22 protein-coding genes, 1 tRNA gene and 1 CRISPR repeat array are annotated in these 20,088 nt (G+C 36.5%); of the genes, 16 read left to right on the plus strand and 7 right to left on the minus strand.

Annotation, left to right across the window (positions count from 1 at the left end; all coding sequences use genetic code 11):
• Positions 1–47: 47 nt before the first annotated feature.
• Positions 48–1,197: direct repeats of the CRISPR family, unit length 30 nt; unit sequence GTGAGAATTGAACCAGTGTGGAATTTAAAC.
• Positions 1,198–1,601: 404 nt separating this feature from the next.
• The 4 genes from NZ923_08095 to NZ923_08110 all read right to left on the minus strand — a co-directional run bounded on the left by NZ923_08095 (position 1,602) and on the right by NZ923_08110 (position 3,547).
• On the minus strand, positions 1,602–1,727 hold the full coding sequence (locus NZ923_08095) for a hypothetical protein (GenBank protein ID MCS7229976.1): 126 nt from the start codon (positions 1,725–1,727) through the stop codon (positions 1,602–1,604).
• A 161-nt stretch (positions 1,728–1,888) separates the two neighbouring features.
• Positions 1,889–2,266, minus strand: coding sequence for a hypothetical protein (locus NZ923_08100; GenBank protein ID MCS7229977.1), 378 nt, complete (start codon positions 2,264–2,266; stop codon positions 1,889–1,891).
• Positions 2,263–2,955, minus strand: a complete 693-nt coding sequence (locus NZ923_08105; GenBank protein MCS7229978.1) for a hypothetical protein — start codon at positions 2,953–2,955, stop codon at positions 2,263–2,265. Before NZ923_08105 ends, NZ923_08100 begins: the two co-directional genes overlap by 4 nt.
• Before the next feature lie 181 nt (positions 2,956–3,136).
• A complete protein-coding gene (locus NZ923_08110; protein MCS7229979.1) occupies positions 3,137–3,547 on the minus strand; it encodes a DUF262 domain-containing protein in 411 nt (136 codons plus the stop codon).
• 648 nt (positions 3,548–4,195) lie between these two features.
• On the opposite strand from NZ923_08110, the gene prfB reads away from it, so the two are divergent.
• The 7 genes from prfB to NZ923_08145 all read left to right on the plus strand — a co-directional run bounded on the left by prfB (position 4,196) and on the right by NZ923_08145 (position 9,557).
• Positions 4,196–5,309, plus strand: a protein-coding gene (prfB, locus tag NZ923_08115; protein ID MCS7229980.1) for a peptide chain release factor 2 whose coding sequence is annotated in 2 segments (ribosomal slippage) — positions 4,196–4,264 and positions 4,266–5,309 — 1,113 coding nt in all. Because the reading frame shifts where the segments join, the coding sequence is not laid out codon by codon here.
• 32 nt (positions 5,310–5,341) lie between these two features.
• On the plus strand, positions 5,342–6,211 hold the full coding sequence (locus NZ923_08120; GenBank protein MCS7229981.1) for a YicC family protein: 870 nt from the start codon (positions 5,342–5,344) through the stop codon (positions 6,209–6,211).
• 15 nt (positions 6,212–6,226) lie between these two features.
• Positions 6,227–6,820 (plus strand): guanylate kinase, encoded by a 594-nt coding sequence (gene gmk / locus NZ923_08125; GenBank protein MCS7229982.1) that lies wholly within the window; start codon positions 6,227–6,229, stop codon positions 6,818–6,820.
• 26 nt (positions 6,821–6,846) lie between these two features.
• The gene (locus NZ923_08130; protein ID MCS7229983.1) at positions 6,847–7,194 is read left to right on the plus strand and encodes a DNA-directed RNA polymerase subunit omega; all 348 of its coding nucleotides are present in this window, start codon (positions 6,847–6,849) and stop codon (positions 7,192–7,194) included.
• Positions 7,195–7,563: 369 nt separating this feature from the next.
• Positions 7,564–8,535 (plus strand): phosphate acetyltransferase, encoded by a 972-nt coding sequence (pta, locus tag NZ923_08135; GenBank protein MCS7229984.1) that lies wholly within the window; start codon positions 7,564–7,566, stop codon positions 8,533–8,535.
• A 132-nt stretch (positions 8,536–8,667) separates the two neighbouring features.
• A tRNA-Leu gene (locus NZ923_08140) sits at positions 8,668–8,754 on the plus strand.
• A 137-nt stretch (positions 8,755–8,891) separates the two neighbouring features.
• Positions 8,892–9,557 carry a site-2 protease family protein gene (locus NZ923_08145; GenBank protein ID MCS7229985.1) on the plus strand — a complete coding sequence of 222 codons (666 nt, stop codon included), beginning with the start codon at positions 8,892–8,894 and terminating at the stop codon, positions 9,555–9,557.
• On the opposite strand, the gene NZ923_08150 is transcribed toward NZ923_08145, so the two are convergent.
• From NZ923_08150 to cdd, 3 genes are read right to left on the minus strand one after another with little or no spacing between them, the layout of a single operon-like run.
• Entirely contained in the window at positions 9,554–10,912 is a 1,359-nt protein-coding gene (locus NZ923_08150; GenBank protein ID MCS7229986.1) for a NupC/NupG family nucleoside CNT transporter, read from the minus strand. The two genes, NZ923_08145 and NZ923_08150, sit on opposite strands and share 4 nt — an antisense overlap.
• A 21-nt stretch (positions 10,913–10,933) precedes the next feature.
• Positions 10,934–11,518, minus strand: a complete 585-nt coding sequence (locus NZ923_08155) for a thymidine kinase (protein ID MCS7229987.1) — start codon at positions 11,516–11,518, stop codon at positions 10,934–10,936.
• Between the two features lie 3 nt (positions 11,519–11,521).
• Positions 11,522–11,932, minus strand: a complete 411-nt coding sequence (gene cdd, locus NZ923_08160) for a cytidine deaminase (protein MCS7229988.1) — start codon at positions 11,930–11,932, stop codon at positions 11,522–11,524.
• A gap of 191 nt (positions 11,933–12,123) precedes the next feature.
• Here cdd and NZ923_08165 point away from each other — a divergent pair, with 191 nt between their 5' ends.
• Genes NZ923_08165 through sdaAB form a run of 9 tightly spaced genes read left to right on the plus strand, consistent with a single transcriptional unit; the run spans position 12,124 to position 20,078 of the window.
• Entirely contained in the window at positions 12,124–12,732 is a 609-nt protein-coding gene (locus NZ923_08165) for a MarC family protein (protein ID MCS7229989.1), read from the plus strand.
• A 25-nt stretch (positions 12,733–12,757) separates the two neighbouring features.
• Entirely contained in the window at positions 12,758–13,474 is a 717-nt protein-coding gene (locus tag NZ923_08170) for a tetratricopeptide repeat protein (protein ID MCS7229990.1), read from the plus strand.
• A gap of 8 nt (positions 13,475–13,482) precedes the next feature.
• Positions 13,483–14,274 (plus strand): SDR family oxidoreductase, encoded by a 792-nt coding sequence (locus NZ923_08175; GenBank protein ID MCS7229991.1) that lies wholly within the window; start codon positions 13,483–13,485, stop codon positions 14,272–14,274.
• A 25-nt stretch (positions 14,275–14,299) separates the two neighbouring features.
• A complete protein-coding gene (locus NZ923_08180; protein MCS7229992.1) occupies positions 14,300–15,988 on the plus strand; it encodes a phospholipase D-like domain-containing protein in 1,689 nt (562 codons plus the stop codon).
• Between the two features lie 10 nt (positions 15,989–15,998).
• Positions 15,999–16,526 carry a hypothetical protein gene (locus NZ923_08185; GenBank protein ID MCS7229993.1) on the plus strand — a complete coding sequence of 176 codons (528 nt, stop codon included), beginning with the start codon at positions 15,999–16,001 and terminating at the stop codon, positions 16,524–16,526.
• On the plus strand, positions 16,523–17,419 hold the full coding sequence (locus tag NZ923_08190) for a DMT family transporter (protein MCS7229994.1): 897 nt from the start codon (positions 16,523–16,525) through the stop codon (positions 17,417–17,419). The genes NZ923_08185 and NZ923_08190 overlap by 4 nt, the downstream gene beginning before the upstream one ends.
• Positions 17,416–17,997, plus strand: coding sequence for an RNA methyltransferase (locus tag NZ923_08195; GenBank protein MCS7229995.1), 582 nt, complete (start codon positions 17,416–17,418; stop codon positions 17,995–17,997). Before NZ923_08190 ends, NZ923_08195 begins: the two co-directional genes overlap by 4 nt.
• A gap of 15 nt (positions 17,998–18,012) precedes the next feature.
• Positions 18,013–19,413, plus strand: coding sequence for a YchF/TatD family DNA exonuclease (locus tag NZ923_08200; protein MCS7229996.1), 1,401 nt, complete (start codon positions 18,013–18,015; stop codon positions 19,411–19,413).
• A 2-nt stretch (positions 19,414–19,415) separates the two neighbouring features.
• Positions 19,416–20,078: an L-serine ammonia-lyase, iron-sulfur-dependent subunit beta gene (gene sdaAB, locus NZ923_08205; GenBank protein ID MCS7229997.1), complete on the plus strand. Its 663-nt coding sequence runs from the start codon at positions 19,416–19,418 to the stop codon at positions 20,076–20,078.
• Positions 20,079–20,088 lie beyond the last annotated feature (10 nt).

The raw sequence follows: 20,088 nt of genomic DNA on the forward strand, positions 1-20,088 counted from the left end.
GCTCAAAAACTTGTTGTTTTCATGCGAAATTTTCTACTTTTATAAAGGTGAGAATTGAACCAGTGTGGAATTTAAACTTTGATTTTCTATTACAACTTCAGATTCAATTTCAAGTGAGAATTGAACCAGTGTGGAATTTAAACAAGATTTCTGCGTTGATTTGGGGAAAGGAAGCGAGGGTGAGAATTGAACCAGTGTGGAATTTAAACTTTTTAACTACAAAGAATTTCCCCAGCGGGGTTTCGTGAGAATTGAACCAGTGTGGAATTTAAACAATTTTTTACAAGAAATAAATTATTCTCTAATCTTGTGAGAATTGAACCAGTGTGGAATTTAAACGCCTTTTCAATTAATCCTCAAAATCCTTTTCTCTTAGTGAGAATTGAACCAGTGTGGAATTTAAACTATGGTAATTTGAATGAAAAATTGGAAGAAGTGATAGTGAGAATTGAACCAGTGTGGAATTTAAACTTCTTCAAGACATAATAATGCCCCAAAGGCATTTCAGTGAGAATTGAACCAGTGTGGAATTTAAACATTGAAAAATTCTTGAGATTTATGTATGAAATTCAAGTGAGAATTGAACCAGTGTGGAATTTAAACGAGGTTTTTTCGTTTAAAATGGGAAATTTTGTTAAAGTGAGAATTGAACCAGTGTGGAATTTAAACTTTTTCAACACATAGTATTGGCCAATTCGGTTCTCAGTGAGAATTGAACCAGTGTGGAATTTAAACGTTGTTAAGAGAAAAGAAGAAGTTGCGAAAAAGAAAGGTGAGAATTGAACCAGTGTGGAATTTAAACATGTGCTGCTAATTTTTTATCCTTATCGTAAAGTTAGTGAGAATTGAACCAGTGTGGAATTTAAACAATGATAATTCTTGTTCTCTTGTTATCGTCCTTGCTGTGAGAATTGAACCAGTGTGGAATTTAAACATTGTTCGGGTTGTTTGTGTTCATTTTACAACAGAGTGAGAATTGAACCAGTGTGGAATTTAAACTATTTTTTTTGTCTCATCAATTGCCTAATCGCTGGGTGAGAATTGAACCAGTGTGGAATTTAAACAATCCTTATGCAATTCAAGCAAATCAATAACATAAAGGTGAGAATTGAACCAGTGTGGAATTTAAACAGTAAAATTGATAGCTTGGATTACAGGATTGCAGTTGTGAGAATTGAACCAGTGTGGAATTTAAACTTTTATAGAAAAGGCGGTCAATGTGTGTTGGATGATTACATTCCCCATATTAGACAATCCACTTGAAATTCAAAAATAAAATAAAAATTTGATAAAAGGATTGCCTTTATGGAAGAAAAAGAAATAAATGACAGTTAAACAAGTCGCTGAGTATTTACATATGGATGAATACACCGTATATATACTTGTCCGCGCAGGACTTACCCCTTCCCTAAAATAGATGGCCATAAAATGTTAACAACTTCCCTATAGGATAAAAATCTGTAGCCTCCTTTAAATGTTTTATTATTCCTATTTGTTTAATTGAAATTTTTTGACTTCCGACAATATCTCATTATTCTTTTAAGATTGAAAGTGCGTAATTGTTTAACTTTGATCTAATGCTGCTCCTTCTCTCATCGTAATTATTTGTCCCAACCATAAGTCATCATATAACATCTCCTCCAGCTGTTTTTTGAAATGTTGAATATAATTTTTATACCATCAGCTATAAACTCAATGAGAAATGCCTTTTCAGGTAGTTTTTTCATCAATTTTATGTTGAATATTTTTATCCTTCAGAGTCAAGATGTTATTGTCAGTAAGGATTCATAAAAACTATACAAGTTTTCGCTTACGAGAGATGCTTGAGATAATCCATGAAAGACCTCATCAAAATATTAAAATGATTCCATACTAATTAGATTCTTTTCTATTTAGTTTCGTGGCTCTGCGCGCATTTCTTTAGCCTCTTTCTTATACTCTCTATTATGGCACTTCTTCTTTTTTCTAAAAAACCTTCTATGTTATCCTTTAATAAATCGTCCAAAGCATCCGGAGGTATAATGTGAGATTCTAATATAGACTTTAATTTCTCCTCTCCATGTAGCTTAACTAGCGTACCAAAATATTCAGAAGGTTTTTTATTTGATTTTTCAGCATTTGTTGAGATTAAAGTTCTATTCAAAATACGATTATCCTTGTAAATTGACTTTGGGAATATGTGGTCATCTTGTACTTTTTCTTCATCAAATTGTGGGGGCTGTCCAGTTTTAAAATCATAGGCACCTTGCAGTGTAATCAGATTCATAACTCCTCTGTATATTGCGGAAGATTGTTATCAACATCTAAGTCTACTTCATCACAGTTAAATTTCCGGATAAAGTCGGGTTCTTTGTTATTCTCAATCCAGTCCTTAATGGCTTTGAAATCATTCGCTGATTTAGTATCTACCGCTTGGTCGTACCTATTAGAAAACACAGAAGACCAATACCAGCAGTCTATTTTATCATAACTTGACGATATATTTATACTTTTATTCTTTCTACGTTTATTCTTTCCATGTTCATCAGTAAAACCAAGTATAAAAGCAAGCATAGCAGCAAGTGGAACTAACATCGTAGTATAAGGCATCCACTTTTTAAAATCTAAAACACCATAACCATCTTTTGTATTAACGACTCGGTCGTATGCCTTTTCTAATGCCTCACATGCTATTTCCCAATCTTCTTTGAAATTTTTAGGAGCTAACTTAAGGATGATGTTTTTACGTGTTGGCTCTTTCTCTCTTATTAAAGCAATTACCTTTAAAATAAATTCTGGCGGAACAAATTTTAAAAACTCGTAGTTTTCTTTAGCGTCTTCTAATAATTCTCCTAATTTAATCTTATTTCTGTATAGTTTTGCGGCCAAAAGATCAAAAATAGACAGCGGTTCTCCAGTCCTATTTATTCTCTCAAAAGTTTCAACTATTTTTTTTAAATCTGTGTCTTTAGGCAAGAAAACCATGTGAATTTCATAATTTAGAAAATTTTCAGCCAGTTCTTCAATTTTTTTAATTATATGCTTAAATCTTGGATTTTTTTAAGTTCATTTATATTTCTAAGGTAACTAAATGGGATAATATTTTTTTTATTTTTTATTTTTTTCTGGTTTTTTTTGTCGTTTTTGCTTACTGCAATTACTGCACTATCCCACTGCGGGTTTTTTTGTTGAGTACCTTCTTATTCAAATTAAGATAAAATTTATACGAACCTTTTCTGTTTTTTAGAGGTATATCTGGTTCATACAAAGCATAAAATAATGCTGTAGTTCGCTGTTGACCGTCCAGTAATATTTTTACTGTTCGTTGTGGTTGTTTTTTGACATCTGGATTAATTTCTTCTACACCTTCAATGAACCTTGTAGCAAAAGGAAATTCAGATTTATCCCCAGAAAATTCCATCAATAACATGGAACCAATAAAGTAACCACCCAAGACAGAGACAAGTAATTCTTTCACATCTTCTGGTTCCCAAATGAAACTCCTTTGAAAATCTGGCAAAACAATACTTCCATTATACACTTCGTTTATAAGTTCAGATACTTTCATATTTCCTCCTATGGTTTATTTTGGTTTATAACAGATTATTTATGCTTTTCTCCTCTTATTACCCTATTGCGAGTTCCTAACGAACAATTATAACTGCCAGTTTACCACCAAGTTTTAATGCCCAATAGATATTTTTTATAGATCCTTTTAAGTCCCTCATAATACAAGCCAACCCTTGGTGGTAATCCATTATAGTTATCCTTATTTTTCATTCCTAAAAATCTGGCTTTAATATATAAAAAAAATGGAATTAATGTCAAGGGGGCGAATTGCCTTATCAAAAATCTAAACAAAATTGAATCGTTGCCTTACACAATCTATAGAAGTGTGGTCAATATGCGTTGGATAATTGTGAGAATTGAACCAGTGTGGAATTTGAACTTTGTAATACGCATATGACATTTTCAAAAACGAAGTGTACATATTTTTTCTCTATTTACTACGCAAGCTAACTCCTGCGATATTTCATCAATCCTACGCACGAAGCTAAACCACAAAGCGATTGATTTTAGGCAATTTTACCATGTCGGCAGGCGTTCATATAAATATCACATAATTTTACTTTTACGATGCATTGACATACTTTGTAAATTCAAAAATTTTTGCTATCTTTAAATCCAAAACAAAAGAAAGGGAATTTGAACGGAGATGTTTGAAAATTTCAAAACGAAAGTTGAAGAACTTGCCGAAAGGTTTGAAACTTTGAGAGGGTTTCTTTGACATAGAAGGGAAGCGAAAACATTTAGCTGAACTTGAGGAAAAAACCGCAAATCCCGATTTCTGGAACGATCCCACTACAGCTCAAAAAACCATGCAAGAAATAAGTAAAATCAAAGACTGGCTTACCGAGTGGGAAAGCGTTCAAAAGATGATTGAAGACACAAAAGTTCTAATTGACCTCGCAGAGGAATCGCAGGATATCGCATTTACTAATGAATTACAAAAGGAGATAAAAAAACTTGAGAAAAAGATTGACGAACTTGAACTTAAAAATCTATTAAACGGCGAGGACGATCCAAAGAGCGCAATCTTGACAATTCATTCCGGAGCTGGTGGAACCGAAGCGCAGGATTGGGCTGAAATGCTTTTGAGAATGTATCTGCGATGGGCGGAAAGAAATGGATACAACGCAACCGTCGTTGATATACTTGAAGGAGATGGCGCCGGAATAAAGAGCGCTGTGGTTGAAATTGAAGGTCCTTATGCTTATGGATATCTAAAGTCCGAAAGCGGAGTACATCGGCTTGTTAGAATTTCACCTTTTGACGCAAATAAGAGAAGACATACTTCATTTGCATCAGTATTCGTTTACCCTGAGCTTGACGAAGGCGATACGAAAATAGAAATAAATCCAGATGATTTGAAAATTGAGACATTTAGAGCAGGTGGACACGGTGGTCAAAATGTTAACAAAGTTGAAACCGCAGTTAGAATTACACATATACCTACAGGGATAGTTGTACAATGTCAAAGCGAACGCTCGCAATATCAAAATAAGGTCAGGGCATTGCGCCTGCTTCAATCAAGGCTATATCAATTGCAAAAGGAGAAGGAAAGAGAGAAACTTGATGAATTTGAAAAACAGAAAAAGAAAATTGAATGGGGAAGCCAAATTCGTTCATATGTTTTTCATCCGTACAACCTCGTGAAAGATCACAGAACTGGATATGAAACATCAAATGTCCAAGCAGTTATGGATGGCGAAATAGATGAGTTTATAAAAGCGTATCTTTTAAGCTCCGTCAAAGCAAACTCCAACTAAATTTTTCCCTGCAAGCACAAATGCTTTTAAGCATGACTGGCTTTGGAAGATCTGAACTTAAACGAGATGGAATTTCTGTCTCTGTTGAGATAAAGAGTTTAAATTCTCGTTTCCTTGAGGTGATTCCGAAGATCCCGAAGATTCTTCAATCAAGAGAATTTGAAATAAGGGAACTGGTCCGCCAGAGGATTTTAAGAGGAAAGGTCACGATTTCAATTGATGTCGCAATTGAGCCGATGTATCAAATGCCTGTTAAAGTTAATTTTGATGTTTTGACGAATCTTTTAAAAGTGCTTCGTGAGGTGAAGAAGAAAGCCAAGATCAAGGGCGATATAAAACTTGAGCATTTGCTTATGTTTCGTGAAGTATTTGAGACGAATCAAGTTAATGAAATTTCCGATGAGCAATGGGAAGTGGTAAGAACCGCAATTGATGAAGCGATAGACAAACTTATTTCTTCAAGACAAAGAGAAGGGATTGAAATCTTAAAAGATGTTGAAAGCAGGATAAACTTAATTTCCAACAATCTTGAAAAAATCCTGACGCTTTCCGAACAAAGTTTGAAAGCTAAGCAAAGTTTGTTAAAGCAGAAAATTGAGGAGGTTTTTAAAGATGTAGAATTTGATAAAAATCGCCTTGAATCAGAGCTTGTTTGGCTTGCGAATAAACTTGATGTCACGGAGGAATGTGTCAGGTTGAAAAGCCATATAAAGTTCTTTCTTGATACATTGAAAAGTGATGATATTGCGGTTGGTCGTAGATTAAACTTTCTTCTTCAGGAGATGCTCCGCGAAGCAACGACGATAGGAGCAAAAACTGAGGACGCAGAGATAACTTATCTTGTTATCGCCATCAAAGAAGAAATTGAAAAGATCAGAGAACAGTTGCAAAATGTTGAATAAAATTTTAGGTTTGAGATGCCAAGAGGAAGATTGATAGTTGTTTCAGCCCCAAGCGGTGCTGGGAAAACCACGATCGCAAAAAAAATAATGGAAAAGTTCCCCTTCATAAAATTTTCTGTCTCAGCAACCACGAGACCGAAACGAGACGGCGAAGTTGACGGAAAAGATTATTTCTTTTTAACACGAGAGGAGTTTGAGAAAAAGATTCAAAATGGGGAACTGCTTGAATGGGAGGAAATTTATGGAAATTACTACGGGACATTGAAAAGCGTTGTTGAAGAGGCACTGAAAAATGGTAATGTTTTGCTTTTTGATGTTGATGTAAACGGCGCAATTTCAATAAAGAAAAAATTTCCAGACGATGCTATTTTAATTTTTCTAAAGCCACCAAATATAGAAACATTAAAAGAGAGATTAAAACGAAGGAAAACCGAATCTGAAGAACAATTGAAAAAACGACTTGAACGAGTCCCGATGGAACTTGAAAAAGCAATATATTTTGATTATATTTTTGTCAATGATAAACTTGAAGACACGATAAAATCAGTGGAAAGAGCGATTTTCAACGAAATTGAAAAATGGAAAGCGATTCAGAAACACGAGTATTAAAAACAAAATCAATTTAAACTTCAAAAATGGGAATCAAGCCACTTGATCTTAAGAAAATTCAAGAGATTGCTGGAAACACATATGAAGCAATTGTCATAATGGCTAAAAGAGCAAGACAGATAAACGATGAAAGAAAAATTATGTTTAACAAGCGACTTGAAGAGATGAAAGCAATCAAGGTACAACAACAGGCAAGTCCAACTGAGGAAGAAACGCCTAAATTTATAGACGACGAACGAGTTTTGAAGGCACCGCCAGAACAGGTCAGGATCGCTGAAGAATTTGAGCAACTCCCAAAACCAACTGATGTCGCAGTAGAAGAATATCTTGATGGAAAAATTGAATGGAACTATGAGAAAAGAGGTAAATTTTAAAGAATCTTCAAGTTTAGGCATCGCCTTTGTAAAACCGATATTTAAAAATGTGGATGATAATTTTGAGAAGACAAGGTTATGCTCAATATACAGCATGCGCTTATTGAGAGCGAAAAAGAGTTGGATGAAACACTTGAATTAAGGGCACATACGGGGAATTCAAATAGATCTTTCGGTTTTAATTTTATTTTTTGGTTGATTTATAAAGTTCGGGGAGAACTTAATTTCAAGGGCTTCCCGCTTGATCTCTTTATTGAAAAATTTCCTTTGCTTGTTTTGAGCTTGGGAAGTTCGTGCGTTGAAATGAATAAAATTTTTCGTTTTCAGTATTTAACAATATAAAATAAATAGCGAGGATAAATGTCAGGGATAACTTTGCTTGAAAAGATCAGGGAGAAAGCAAAGCAATTAAAGAAGCACATCGTTCTTCCAGACGCACTTGATGAAAGGACCTTAAAAGCAGCACGGATTATCGTTGATGAAAAAATTGCCAATATAACTTTAATAGGTGACGAGGAAAAAATTTATTCGCTTGCTGAAAAGATTGATGTTAATTTATCGGGCATAAGGATCGTAGATCCGTTGAAGTCGGAGAAATTACAAGATTTTTCGCAGATATTTTACAATTTGAGAAAGCACAAAGGAATCAGTTTTGAGCAAGCAAAAGAAACGATGAAAAATCCGCTTTTCTTCGGAGCTATGATGGTGAGGGAAGGATATGCAGATGGAAGCGTTGCTGGTTCAATTTCAACTACCGCGGATGTTTTAAAAGCTGGAATACAAGTTGTGGGATTGATGAACGGAATTTCAATTGTTTCAAGCTTCTTTCTGATAGTTTTTCCAAACAAGGTTTATTCTTTTGCTGATTGTGGAGTTGTCCCAAATCCAACAGCTGAAGAGTTGGCTGATATCGCGATTGCGACTGCGATAAATCACAAAAAGTTAACAGGTGAAGAGCCGATAGTTGCAATGCTTTCTTTTTCAACGAAGGGAAGCGCTAAGCACGAGATGGTTGATAAAGTTGTTCAAGCAACTCAAATTGCAAAGCAAAAGATGCCAGAACTGATAATAGATGGGGAACTTCAACTTGACGCAGCGATTGTTCCAGAGGTTGCGAAGAGAAAAGCGCCAGACAGCCCTGTTAAAGGAAACGCAAATGTGTTGATTTTTCCGAATCTTGATGCTGGAAATATCGGATATAAAATGGCTCAAAGAATGGCTGGAGCAGAAGCACTCGGTCCATTAGTTCAAGGTTTAAAAAAGCCATGTTTTGATCTTTCAAGGGGTTGCAGTGTTGAAGATATTGTAAATGTCGTCGCTATAAATTGTGTTATGAGTTGAACAGCTGTTTTTCCCGGCTTTCGTTGTTTTAGCAAGCTTGTGGTTTTATGAATTGTCGTTTTGTGGTTAGGATTTACGGTTTTCGCTTTATTTGCAAAAAATAATCTTGATTTTTTATATTTTAATTGCGTTGCCGAAGTGGCGGAACTGGAAGACGCGCGGGACTCAAAATCCCGTGGGGCTCCAAACCCCGTGTGGGTTCGACTCCCACCTTCGGCACTTCTTTAATTTTTTTTGAATTATCAAGCCTGTGGCGATTGCTAGAGAAAACCTTGGATCTTACAAAGCAACTTTTAAAAGTGTTTTCAAAAATTGAATCTCAAATTTAGCTTTTCAACCAATTTTAGGAAACAAAAATGGAAACTCTTTATATAATTCCGATCCTTCTTTTCAGCGTCGTTGTTCATGAAGTTATGCATGGATATGTTGCTTTGAAGTGTGGTGATCCAACTGCAAAGTATGCTGGAAGATTGACCTTGAATCCAATCCCACACATTGATTTATTCGGTTCAATCCTTGTTCCATTATTTTCTCTTCTTATTGCTGGCCGTGTTTTCATCGCCTGGGCTAAACCTGTGCCTGTCAATCCGTTGAACTTTAGAAATTACAGAAGGGATTCCATTCTTGTCTCCGCTGTTGGTCCGCTTTCTAATCTCTTTCTTGCTTTATGTTGCGCTTTTGCCGTGATTTTGCTTTTGAATCTTGAAGGTTTCTTCAATTCGTTTAATTCTGAACTTATTAGATTTGCTTATGAGTTTCTTGTTAAAATGTTTTACGGGGGAATTTACCTTAACATAGTTCTTGGTGTTTTTAATTTAATACCAGTGCCTCCGCTTGATGGTTCTCATGTTCTCGCTTCAATTTTACCTGATAGAATCGGCGAAAGCTATAGGCAAATTGGTTTCTTTGGGATCTTTATCGTTATATTTTTGATGCGTGTTCCAGCATTTTCAAATATCTTCTTCACGATAGTTCGGGCTATAGCAACTCCGATTGAATTTTTAATAAATGTCTTCGTTTAACCGACAAGGACTCCTGCGATTGTAGCGGTCATTAAATTTGCAAGTGTTCCACCGAGCACTGCTCTAAGACCAAGTCGTGCAAGGTCAGCTCTTCTATTTGGTGCCATCGGGCTTATACCACCAATTTGAATTGCAATTGAGGAAAAGTTCGCAAATCCACAGAGTGCAAATGTCGTCATTGTGATGGTCTTTTCAAGCATAATTTTGTTTTGTGCTATTAGCTCCGAAAACTTCAAGTAAGCAACAAACTCGTTTATAACTATCTTTGTTCCGAGCAAGCTTCCGAAGTTCAATGCGTCGCTCCAAGGTATTCCAATTGCTACTCCGAGATATTGAAGCACGAGACCGAAGATTAGCTCAAGTTTTAAAGGTGAACCATATTTTTCAATCAAGATGTTATTTAATCCTCCAATCGTTCCGATTTTTTCAAGTCCCCAATTTGTCATTGCAATAAGTGCGATGAACGCAATTAACATTGCTCCAACATTTAAGGCAAGATGAAGGCCGTTGGAAGCACCTTCGGCAGCTGCTTCTATGACATTGCGTGCTGTTTTTTCAACTTTTACTTTCACAGTTCCTTTTGTAACGGGTTCTTCAGTTTCTGGCCACATAATTTTCGCCATTACAAGTGCAGCTGGCGCAGCCATTACACTTGCACCGAGGAGTTGCTCAGCAAATTTTACTTGTGCAGTCATTATATCAAGTCCGTGTGCTTGGGCAAATGAATATCCAAGCATTTGAACATAAGCAGCCATGACGCCACCAGCTATCGTTGCCATTCCACCAACCATGACAGCAAGCAGCTCGGACATAGTCATCATCGCAATGAAAGGACGCACCATAAGAGGTGCTTCAGTTTGACCAACAAATATATTCGCTGTGCAAGATAGACTTTCCGCACCGCTTGTTCCCATAAGGCGAAGCATGATCCATGCCATAGCTTGAACAACTCTTTGCATTATGCCAAGGAAATATAGCACAGACATCAATGAAGAAAAGAATATGATCGTTGGTAAAACTTGGAAAGCGAAGAAAAATCCAAGAGAATTATCTTGTCCTGGGCTTATCGCAAGATTACCGAATACAAATTTTGCACCTTCAATAGTGAAACCAAGTATGATGACGAACGCTTTGCTTATCCATTCAAACAAAACCTTTGGCCAACCGAGAGGTGCCCACAAGTTTGCGAGTTCACGACCTTTGAGTATAAAAATTGCAAAGACGATTTGAATCAAAAGCCCAGAAATTACAAGTCGCCAATTAACTTTTTTCTTATTATTTGAAACGAGGAAGGCGATCCCAACTATAACTGCCATCCCAAGCAGTCCATTCAGAAGGGAAAGTAATTTCATCAGTTGATTTCTCCATTTTTATTTTTATTCTTCTGGAGGTTCAAAGCATCTTCTGCATCTTGCTTCGTATATATCTGAAGCTCCTACGACGATCCTTTCCCCTGTTTTTATCTTTCTTTGGGTTTTACTTGCGGGATTTCCACAAACGACACAAATTGCGTGCATTTTTGTTATATACTCGGCAATTGCTAAAAGTTGTGGCATTGGCTCAAATGGTTTACCGCGATAATCTTGATCAAGCCCTGCAACAATTACTCTTTTACCATCATTGGCAAGTTGTTCACATACATCAACAAGATCCATACCGAAAAATTGAGCTTCGTCAATTCCAATCACTTGGGCATCTTTCGCAAGTTCAAGAATTTGCTTTGCGTTATCAACGACGATTGACGCAATTGATATATCGCTATGCGAGACGATCTTATCAACGCTATATCTTGTATCAATTCTTGGTTTGAAGACAGCAACTTTTAATTTTGCTATTTGAGCTCTTCTTATCCTTCGGATAAGTTCTTCGGTTTTACCGCTGAACATGCTTCCTGCTATTACTTCAATCCATCCGGTTCCGCGTGTTCCTGGTGGAATTTTTTCAAACTCCGTTGTGTCCATATTTTATTTCCTCTTTTTTGTTTTTAGATCTTTTGATCCAAACGGAAACGGGAGCAATTCACGAAGTTTTACGACTTTTTTCTTTCCTTCTGAATTTGTTAATATGACCTCAAGATCCTCCCCGGCTAAATCCATCAAAACTTGTCTACACGCTCCACAGGGGGAAATGTAATTTTTTGAATCGGAAACAATGGCAATTGATTTGAATTTTCTCTTCCCTGCAGAATATGCTTTAAAGATTGCGACCCTTTCGGCGCAGATCGTCAGCGAGTAAGAGCTATTTTCAATGTTGCATCCTGTAAAAACTTCCCCGTCTTCTGTGAGGAGCGCTGAGCCGACATTAAATTTTGAGTATGGGGCGTATGCAAACTTCTTTGCTTCAATAGCGAGCTTGATCAGTTCATCATGTTTCATTAAAAATTTTCGGTTTAATTTTAAAGGCAAGTAAAAATATATTCAAAGTTGAGGATAAAAGCAACGGAATTTTGCGTTGTGCGTCTCGGAATTTTTGAATGGATATTCTCTGCGATGTTTGAAACAAAATTGAGAAGTTGCTATGTTTATATAGTTTTTGGAAAGAAAAACAAAAACAAAAGGGCTGGAAAATGTTTGAGGTTACATCATTATGGAGCAAATTCGTTTTGGCTTTCGTTCCTCTTTTTGTTGCGATTGATGTCCTCGGGATTTTGCCGATATTTATATCGCTTACTGAAGGATTAACAAGTAAACAAAGGAAAAAACTTGCGGTTGAAGCAACTTTAGCAGCACTTATCGTTGCTATTATCTTTGCTCTCGCTGGAAGACCAATTTTTACATTTCTTGGTATAACGATCACTGATTTTAGAATTGGTGGAGGGATAATTCTTCTCGTTCTCGCAGTTACAGATCTTTTGTTTTCAACTGAAGAGAGAAAAAGAAAAGAGACATCAATAGGTGTCGTCCCAATTGGAATGCCACTTATAATTGGACCTGCTGCTTTAACCACGATTCTTCTTCTCGTTGACACTTATGGGATTTTTTTGACTATGTTTTCAATTTTTATTAATTTGATACTGGTTCTGCTTGTTTTTGTAAATTCAGGTTTTGTTATAAAAATTCTTGGAAATGCTGGCTCAAAAGCTTTTGCTAAGATCGCATCTTTGTTTTTGGCTGCGATAGCAGTTATGATGATCAGAGTTGGGCTTGTTGAAGCTTTAAAACAAATGGGTTTTTAAAATAAAAACATCAGTAAAAATTTCAATGCTAAACCGAGATTATATCCTCACCGTCGTTGAAAAAAAGCTTGACACAGGAGATATACAAGGGGCAATGAGATTTATAGAGTCGCTTATCAAAGATAATCCTAATGATCTTGATGCTTTAAATCTTCTCGCAATTGCTTATCGCTTGCAAGGTGATTTTGGCAAAGCGATGCAGATACTTAAAAAATCTCTCAAAATAGATCCGAATTATCCTGAAACGCACTATCACCTTGGGCTTCTTCACTATGAGCGTGGGAATTATTTAAAGGCGATTGAAGAATTTTATAAAGCAATTGAAAATTATTTGCCCCACGAGAAAAGATGGAAATCTGACGCCTACACCGCACTTGGAGAGGCATTTTATAAAATTGGACTTGTTAACGATGCAATTAAATCTTGGAAGAAGGCACTTGAATCTTATCCTAAAAACAGGCGAGCGAAATATTATCTCAATAAAGTTGAGAGCGAAGAAAGTAAAAAATTAAAAAGCTCAATACCCATCTTTGATTTCTTGCGCTTCAGCGATATAAAAATCAGTGAATATTTGAAACAGAAGGGGAAAGATAGATTTGACTCTGAAAAAGAATATAAACGGGTGCTTGGAAAAATAATAAATGCGTGGAACACAAAAGTAGCAAAAATTTCTGATAAACTGGAAAGAATGACGCACAAGGAAAAGTTGAAGTATTTCAAATCAATAAAAATAAACTTCTGAGTTCTCTGATGGATCTTGGGCTCAAGGATAAAGTCGCTATAGTTTCTGCATCAAGCAAGGGGCTTGGGAAAGCTTGTGCATTAGGACTTGCTCGTGAAGGTGCAAGAGTTGTTATATGCGCAAGAAATCAAGAAGAGCTTTTAAAAGCGAAGAACGAAATTGAAAGCAAATCAAACAATGAAGTTTTAGCAATTCGTGCGGATGTCACAAATTACGAAGATATAAAAAACCTTGTTAAATCAACTGTTGAAAAATTTGGCACTGTTCACATTCTAATTACAAATGCAGGTGGACCACCAGCGGGATATTTTGAAAATTTCTCCGACGATGATTGGAACAACGCTTTCAATTTAAACTTTATGAGCGCAGTGCGATTAATTCGCGAAGTTTTGCCCTATATGAAAACGCAAAGGTGGGGACGAATAATAAATATAACTTCCGTAGCTGTCAAACAGCCGATAGATAACCTCGTGCTTTCAAATTCAATCCGAATGTCCGTCGTCGGACTTGCTAAAACGCTTGCTCTTCAACTTGCAAAATATAACATCCTTGTTAACAATGTCGCTCCGGGTTATACGCTTACAGATAGAGTTAAGTTTGTAATAGAACAGCGAGCGAAAGATAGCGGAAAAACATTTGACGAAGTAAAATTAGAACTTGCGAAAGATATCCCTCTCGGGAGATTGGCTGAACCAGAGGAACTCGCAAATGTCGTCGTCTTCCTCGCTTCGGAGAGAGCAAGTTATATAACTGGCGTAACTATCCCAGTTGATGGTGGCTGGGTAAAGGGAGTTTATTGATGAAAAAACAAATGCAAACCTATTGATGAAAAGACTAATCATCTTTCTTCTTCTATTTCAAAATCTTTACGCTCAAATTCTTAAATCTCCACCATATGAAAAGTATGTTGATTCTGTCAGAATAACATTTTCGTGGCGGACTCTTTCAATCTCGGACACAAGAGTTAAAATTGGGAAAACACCGAACTATGAGATCGGTGAATTCATTGATACCACAAGAACAACAAATCACGAGATAACTGTCTCGGGGCTTGAACCAGCGACGATTTATTATGTCCAGATCGCATCTTACGGGGTTATAAGAGATTCAGTCCGCTTTATCACTTCAACTTCTTCTGACTCAAGGTCAACAGGAAGAATTAATGTTTATTTTAACAAAAGTGTTGACACAAGCGTAAGCGTATGGCAGAAAGCAAATGGAAATGTTGATTTAAAAGCAAAGTTAATTGAGAGAATAAATCAGGCGAGATATTCAATTGATATATGTATTTATAATTTTTCAGGTACGGTCGCAAGCCAAATAGCAGATGCGCTCGTTAATGCAAAAAACCGCGGTGTTAAAATTAGATTTATAACTGAACAAGAAAATTATAATCCAGCGAGAGCAGGTTATTCAAAATTGATAAATGCTGGGATCCCGATTTTGAGGGATAACACAAGCGGATATATGCATAACAAGTTTGTAATAATTGATTATAGGGATACAAGTTCCTGGAGCAATGTTTGGGTTTTAACTGGCTCGTGGAATTTCACGGACGAAGGAACTAACAGGGATTTTCAAAATTTGATAGAGATCCAAGATAGAGCGATTGCTGGTGCATTTACGCGAGAGTTTGAGGAGATGTGGGGCGGTAGTGGTGATTTCCCAGATACCGCAAGAATGAGGTTCGGATCAAACAAGACGGAAAACACTCCACATGTTTTCAACATAAAAGGAAAAAGAGTTGAAGTATACTTCAGTCCCTCGGACGGGGTCGCTTCAAAGATAACCAAAGCATTAAACCAGGCAAATCATTCAATCTTTTTTGCGCTTTTGACATTTACAAATTCAACTTTATCAAACGCAATTAAAGCAAGATACGACGCTGGCGTAAGAAAAATTAAGGGAATACTTGATAACAACACAGACACAGGAAGTCAATATTCCTTCCTTTTAAATTTTTCTGAAGTTCTAATTGATACAGATAGAGCCGCGTTACTTCATCACAAGTATTGTTTGATTGATCCAACGCATATTTTTTCAGATCCAATTCTTATCACTGGTTCATACAATTGGTCAAACTCCGCTGAAAATAGCAACGATGAAAATGTTTTGATAATTTGGGATACTCTTCTTGTAAATCTTTATCTACAGGAGTTCGTTGCAAGGTATAAGCAAAACGGCGGGCGCGATGTAATTACATCCGTCCAGGAAATCTCAAACGAGGTTCAAGATTTTGAACTTTCACAAAATTATCCAAATCCTTTTAATCTGGAAACTAACATCATTTATTCAATTCCGTTTGATGGCTTTGTTAGTTTGAAGGTTTTTGATGTTCTTGGCAGGGAGGTTTTAAGCGCAGTGAATTCATATCAAAAGTCCGGAAGATATCGTTTGAATTTAAAATTTGATAGTGTTAATTTAAGCTCCGGAGTTTATTTTTACCATCTTGAGGTCACAAATTCAGGGCGACGCATAGTTTCGCCCACAAGAAAGATGATTATTATAAAGTGATTCAAAGTTGATGGAAAAAAATTTACCTTATGATGAAATAAGACGGCGTTTTATAGAATCCGAGGATTTTAACGAAATTTTTGATGCTGTAGAGGAAGCGATAAGGCAGAAAATAGACGATGTTGAACTTTATAGGTTGCTTTTCTGGAACAATTCTCTTTCTGCCGAGGCAATTGCTATGTTTGGGGAGAAAATTGCAAGTGAGTTTCCCTCAATTGCATACGATATTTATATGTGGCTTGCGAGTGTTTTTGAAGTAGTTTATTCAAAATTTGATAACTATGAGGGAGCGTTGAAGTTTTATAGAAAAGCTTCCAAAATCAGACCACAAGAAATTGATCCATATCTTGACGCTGCGGATTGTTACGATCCCGATTTGAATATTCCACCTGCTGAATCTTTAATTGAATTCCTTGTTGAAGGATTAAAATATGTGAGAACTCCTAAACCGATCTACCAACGATTGTATGCTTTACACAAGGCGATCGGAAACGAAGAAATGGCAAGATATTACGAACAAAAGATGAAAGAAGTTTGAGAACCTATGATTTAAAAGGTTATCTGAGCATAGCCACAGCAACACTTTTCTGGGGTTTTTCAGCAACGATTGCTAAGTTTTTATTTAAGCAAGAAGTTGATCTCCTCGCTCTCGTTCAAATGAGATCAACTCTTTCGTTTATTGTTTTGTTTCTCGTCCTTTCTGCGTTCAAAAGAGAATATATGAAAATTTCAATAAGCGACATTCCGAAGTTTGCTTTGCTTGGTGTGATTGGAATTGCGGGTTCAAATTTTACATATTACTTTACATTAAACGAGATAAATGTCGCCACAGCGATAATTATGCAGTATACTGCTCCAGTTCTCGTTGTTCTTTATGGGGTGCTGTTCGGAAGTGAAAAAATCACATCTGTTAAGGTGCTCTCTGCTTTTCTTTCGTTATTTGGATGTTCGCTTGTGGTTCGGATTTTTGATGTGCAATTTCTAAACATAAGTAAAATTGGCATAGTAAGTGGCGTTGCCTCAGCTTTGTGCTGGGCATTTTTCAATATCTATGGCAAAAAAGTTGGATTTAAATACAACACTTGGACAAACCTCACATTTGGATTAATGTTTGCGGGAATTTTTTGGCTTTTCTTCAATCCACCGTGGAAGATCCTTGAAGCAAATTACTCGGTAAATGATTGGCTTATTTTCTTTGTATTCGCGATGATCTCTGTCCTGATACCGTATTTTTTCTATTTTAGTGGTTTGAAACTTATTTTGCCATCATCTGCAATTATAACGAGCACCCTTGAACCAGTTGTCGCAATCGTTTCTGCTTGGATGATTGTTGGGGAAAGGTTATCTTTAATTCAAATTTTAGGAGCGATCTTTGTCTTGAAATCGGTCATTTTGTTGCAAGTTGCAAATAAACAAAGAGGCACAAGTTGAGGACAGAAAGAAGGATTGAAAGGATAAAATATGTTCTATCTCATAGACAGGATGATTTAACCGTTGTCGTTGAGAACATTCACGATCCGCATAATGTTAGCGCAATTATAAGAACTTGTGATGCGGTTGGGGTTTTTATGATAAATCTCGTTTATACAATTGAAGAATTTCCAGACATCGGGAAGAAATCAAGCGCCGGGACGATGAAGTGGGTTTACAGGAGAAATTTTAAAAGCATTGATGATTGTTATAATACATTGAGAAGCGAAGGATTTAAAATTTATGCAACTAAAATTGTTGAGAACGCTAAATCTCTTTATGAACTTGACTTAACTCAAAAGGTTGCCTTCGTTTTTGGAAACGAGCATCGCGGCGTTTCTGATGAGGCAAGTGAAAAAGCAGACGCAATTTTCATGATCCCTATGTTCGGAATGGTTCAAAGTTTGAATGTTTCGGTTGCTTGCGCTGTAACTCTTTATGAAACATTGAGACAGCGACTTTACGCAGGACATTACGATAAACCGAAGCTAAAACCAGAACTTTTTGAAAAAATTTTTCTTGAATGGCTTGAAAAATAAAAGATGGATCAATCTATGTTAATTGATACACACGCACATATTTACTGGGAAAGCTACAACGAAGATAGAGAAGAGATGTTGAAAAGAGCTATTGATTCAGGGGTTAAATATATCATTTGCCCCGGGACAGATATTGAAACAAGCGTGAAAGCAATTGAGCTTGCAGAAAAATACGATTTTGTCTATGCTGGGGTTGGCTTTCATCCACACGATGCGATCAAAGCAGGAGATAGAGAACTTGAAAAGATTGAAGAGTTAAGCTATCATCCAAAGGTTGTCGCAATAGGTGAAATTGGACTTGATTTTCATTACAATTTTTCGCCAAGAGAAAAGCAAATTGAGGTTTTTAAAAAACAAATTCAAATTGCCAAACGAAGAAATTTACCAGTTATAATTCACAATAGGGAATCACATAAGGAAATTTTTGAAGTTCTTGAATCAGAAATAGATGATAAATGGACAGGTTTCGGCAAACTTGCTGATGGGAAATTGCCACCACCGCGAGGTGTATTTCACGCATTTAGTGGAACGGTTGAAGACGCATGGAGAGCGATAAAGCTTGGATTTTATATTTCAATTCCAGGTGTTATAACTTTTAAAAACGCTCAAAATTTGATTGATGTTGTACGGGAAATCCAGCCGGAGCATTTGCTTGTTGAAACCGATTCACCGTTTCTTACACCACATCCGTTTCGCGGAAAGAGAAATGAGCCGATGTATGTTAAATTTGTCGCTGAAAAAATTGCACAAATTCAAGGACTGACGGTTGAAGATATTGAAAGGACCACTAGCTTCAATGTCTATCGCCTTTTCAGAATCGGACCAAAACCCGAGCCAAGGATCGCATATAAAATTAGAAATTCACTTTGTCTTAATGTAACATTGCGGTGTAACGCAGATTGTATTTTCTGCGATAGAAAAGGCGAAGCGATTGTTAAAGGCTACTTCTTAAAAATTGATCGCGATCCAACAGTTGAAGAATTTATAAAGGAAATTGGGGACCCAAAACAATATGATGAAATTGTCTTCGTTGGATATGGCGAGCCAACGATACGACTTGATGTTGTAAAAGAGGTTGCTAAATATGTTAAAGAACGCGGCGGGAAAACTCGTCTTGATACAGATGGACATGGGAACATAATCAACAAAAGAAACATAGTTCCAGAACTTGTTGGTTTAATTGATGTCGTATCAATAAGTTTAAATTCAATTGACCCAATTGAATACGGGAGATTGATGAACATAGATGGTGAGAAGTTTCATCCAGCAATGATTGAATTTGCAAAAGAATGTAAAAAATATGGAATTGAAACAATAATGACAATCGTTGGAGTTGATGGGATTGATGTTGAAAGGCACAAAAAATTCGTTGAGGAGGAGCTGGGTTTGAAATTTAAATATAGACCACTCTTTTAATTATGCCAAGCATATTTGACATACTTGGACCTGTGATGATAGGCCCATCAAGTTCACACACTGCTGGAGCTGCAAAATTAGGTTATATCGCAAGGCAACTTCTTGGATCTGAACCAAAACGAGCAGAGATAACCTTGTATAATTCGTTTGCAAGAACTTACAAAGGTCATGGGACAGATAGGGCAATTATTGGTGGAATTCTTGGCATCAAACCAGACGATGAGAGGTTGAGAAACTCGCTTGAGATAGCGAAAGAAAATGGTTTGAAATATGAGTTCAAACTCATAATGAAAGCTCCAAAACTTCATCCGAACTCTGCACGAATTAAATTATACGGTTCTGATAACAATGAAATTGAGATGGTTGGTTCATCGCTCGGTGGCGGAAGAATTGAAATTGTTGAGATAGAAGGTTTCAAGGTGAGCTTCTCGGTTATGACTCATACCATCGTTATAATTGCTGATGATATCCCAGGAAGTATCGCGCACATAAGCGGGGCGATCGCGGAGAAAAATATAAACATCGCAAATATGTTCGTCTCGCGCGAGGAAAAACTTGCAAACATGATAATTGAGGTAGATCAAGATGTTCCTGATGAGGTGCTTGAAAAGATTCGTTCTTTTGGATGGGTTCACTATGTTCGTTTGGTTGAGCCAATTTATTAACAAAAAATTT

Source organism: Candidatus Kryptonium sp. (assembly GCA_025060635.1).
In the GTDB taxonomy this organism is placed as follows: Bacteria; Bacteroidota; Ignavibacteria; order Kryptoniales; family Kryptoniaceae; genus Kryptonium.

What these genes read in the sequence shown, in the direction of transcription:
- NZ923_08155 (MCS7229987.1), bottom strand. Translation starts at nt 11,518, where the DNA reads ATGGACACAACGGAGTTTGAAAAAATTCCACCAGGAACACGCGGAACC.
- NZ923_08175 (MCS7229991.1), top strand. Translation starts at nt 13,483, where the DNA reads ATGGATCTTGGGCTCAAGGATAAAGTCGCTATAGTTTCTGCATCAAGC.
- NZ923_08185 (MCS7229993.1), top strand. Translation starts at nt 15,999, where the DNA reads ATGGAAAAAAATTTACCTTATGATGAAATAAGACGGCGTTTTATAGAA.
- NZ923_08110 (MCS7229979.1), bottom strand. Translation starts at nt 3,547, where the DNA reads ATGAAAGTATCTGAACTTATAAACGAAGTGTATAATGGAAGTATTGTT.
- sdaAB (MCS7229997.1), top strand. Translation starts at nt 19,416, where the DNA reads ATGCCAAGCATATTTGACATACTTGGACCTGTGATGATAGGCCCATCA.
- NZ923_08200 (MCS7229996.1), top strand. Translation starts at nt 18,013, where the DNA reads ATGTTAATTGATACACACGCACATATTTACTGGGAAAGCTACAACGAA.
- NZ923_08165 (MCS7229989.1), top strand. Translation starts at nt 12,124, where the DNA reads ATGTTTGAGGTTACATCATTATGGAGCAAATTCGTTTTGGCTTTCGTT.
- NZ923_08180 (MCS7229992.1), top strand. Translation starts at nt 14,300, where the DNA reads ATGAAAAGACTAATCATCTTTCTTCTTCTATTTCAAAATCTTTACGCT.
- NZ923_08145 (MCS7229985.1), top strand. Translation starts at nt 8,892, where the DNA reads ATGGAAACTCTTTATATAATTCCGATCCTTCTTTTCAGCGTCGTTGTT.
- NZ923_08100 (MCS7229977.1), bottom strand. Translation starts at nt 2,266, where the DNA reads ATGAATCTGATTACACTGCAAGGTGCCTATGATTTTAAAACTGGACAG.
- NZ923_08120 (MCS7229981.1), top strand. Translation starts at nt 5,342, where the DNA reads ATGACTGGCTTTGGAAGATCTGAACTTAAACGAGATGGAATTTCTGTC.
- cdd (MCS7229988.1), bottom strand. Translation starts at nt 11,932, where the DNA reads ATGAAACATGATGAACTGATCAAGCTCGCTATTGAAGCAAAGAAGTTT.
- gmk (MCS7229982.1), top strand. Translation starts at nt 6,227, where the DNA reads ATGCCAAGAGGAAGATTGATAGTTGTTTCAGCCCCAAGCGGTGCTGGG.
- NZ923_08130 (MCS7229983.1), top strand. Translation starts at nt 6,847, where the DNA reads ATGGGAATCAAGCCACTTGATCTTAAGAAAATTCAAGAGATTGCTGGA.
- NZ923_08095 (MCS7229976.1), bottom strand. Translation starts at nt 1,727, where the DNA reads ATGAAAAAACTACCTGAAAAGGCATTTCTCATTGAGTTTATAGCTGAT.
- NZ923_08170 (MCS7229990.1), top strand. Translation starts at nt 12,758, where the DNA reads ATGCTAAACCGAGATTATATCCTCACCGTCGTTGAAAAAAAGCTTGAC.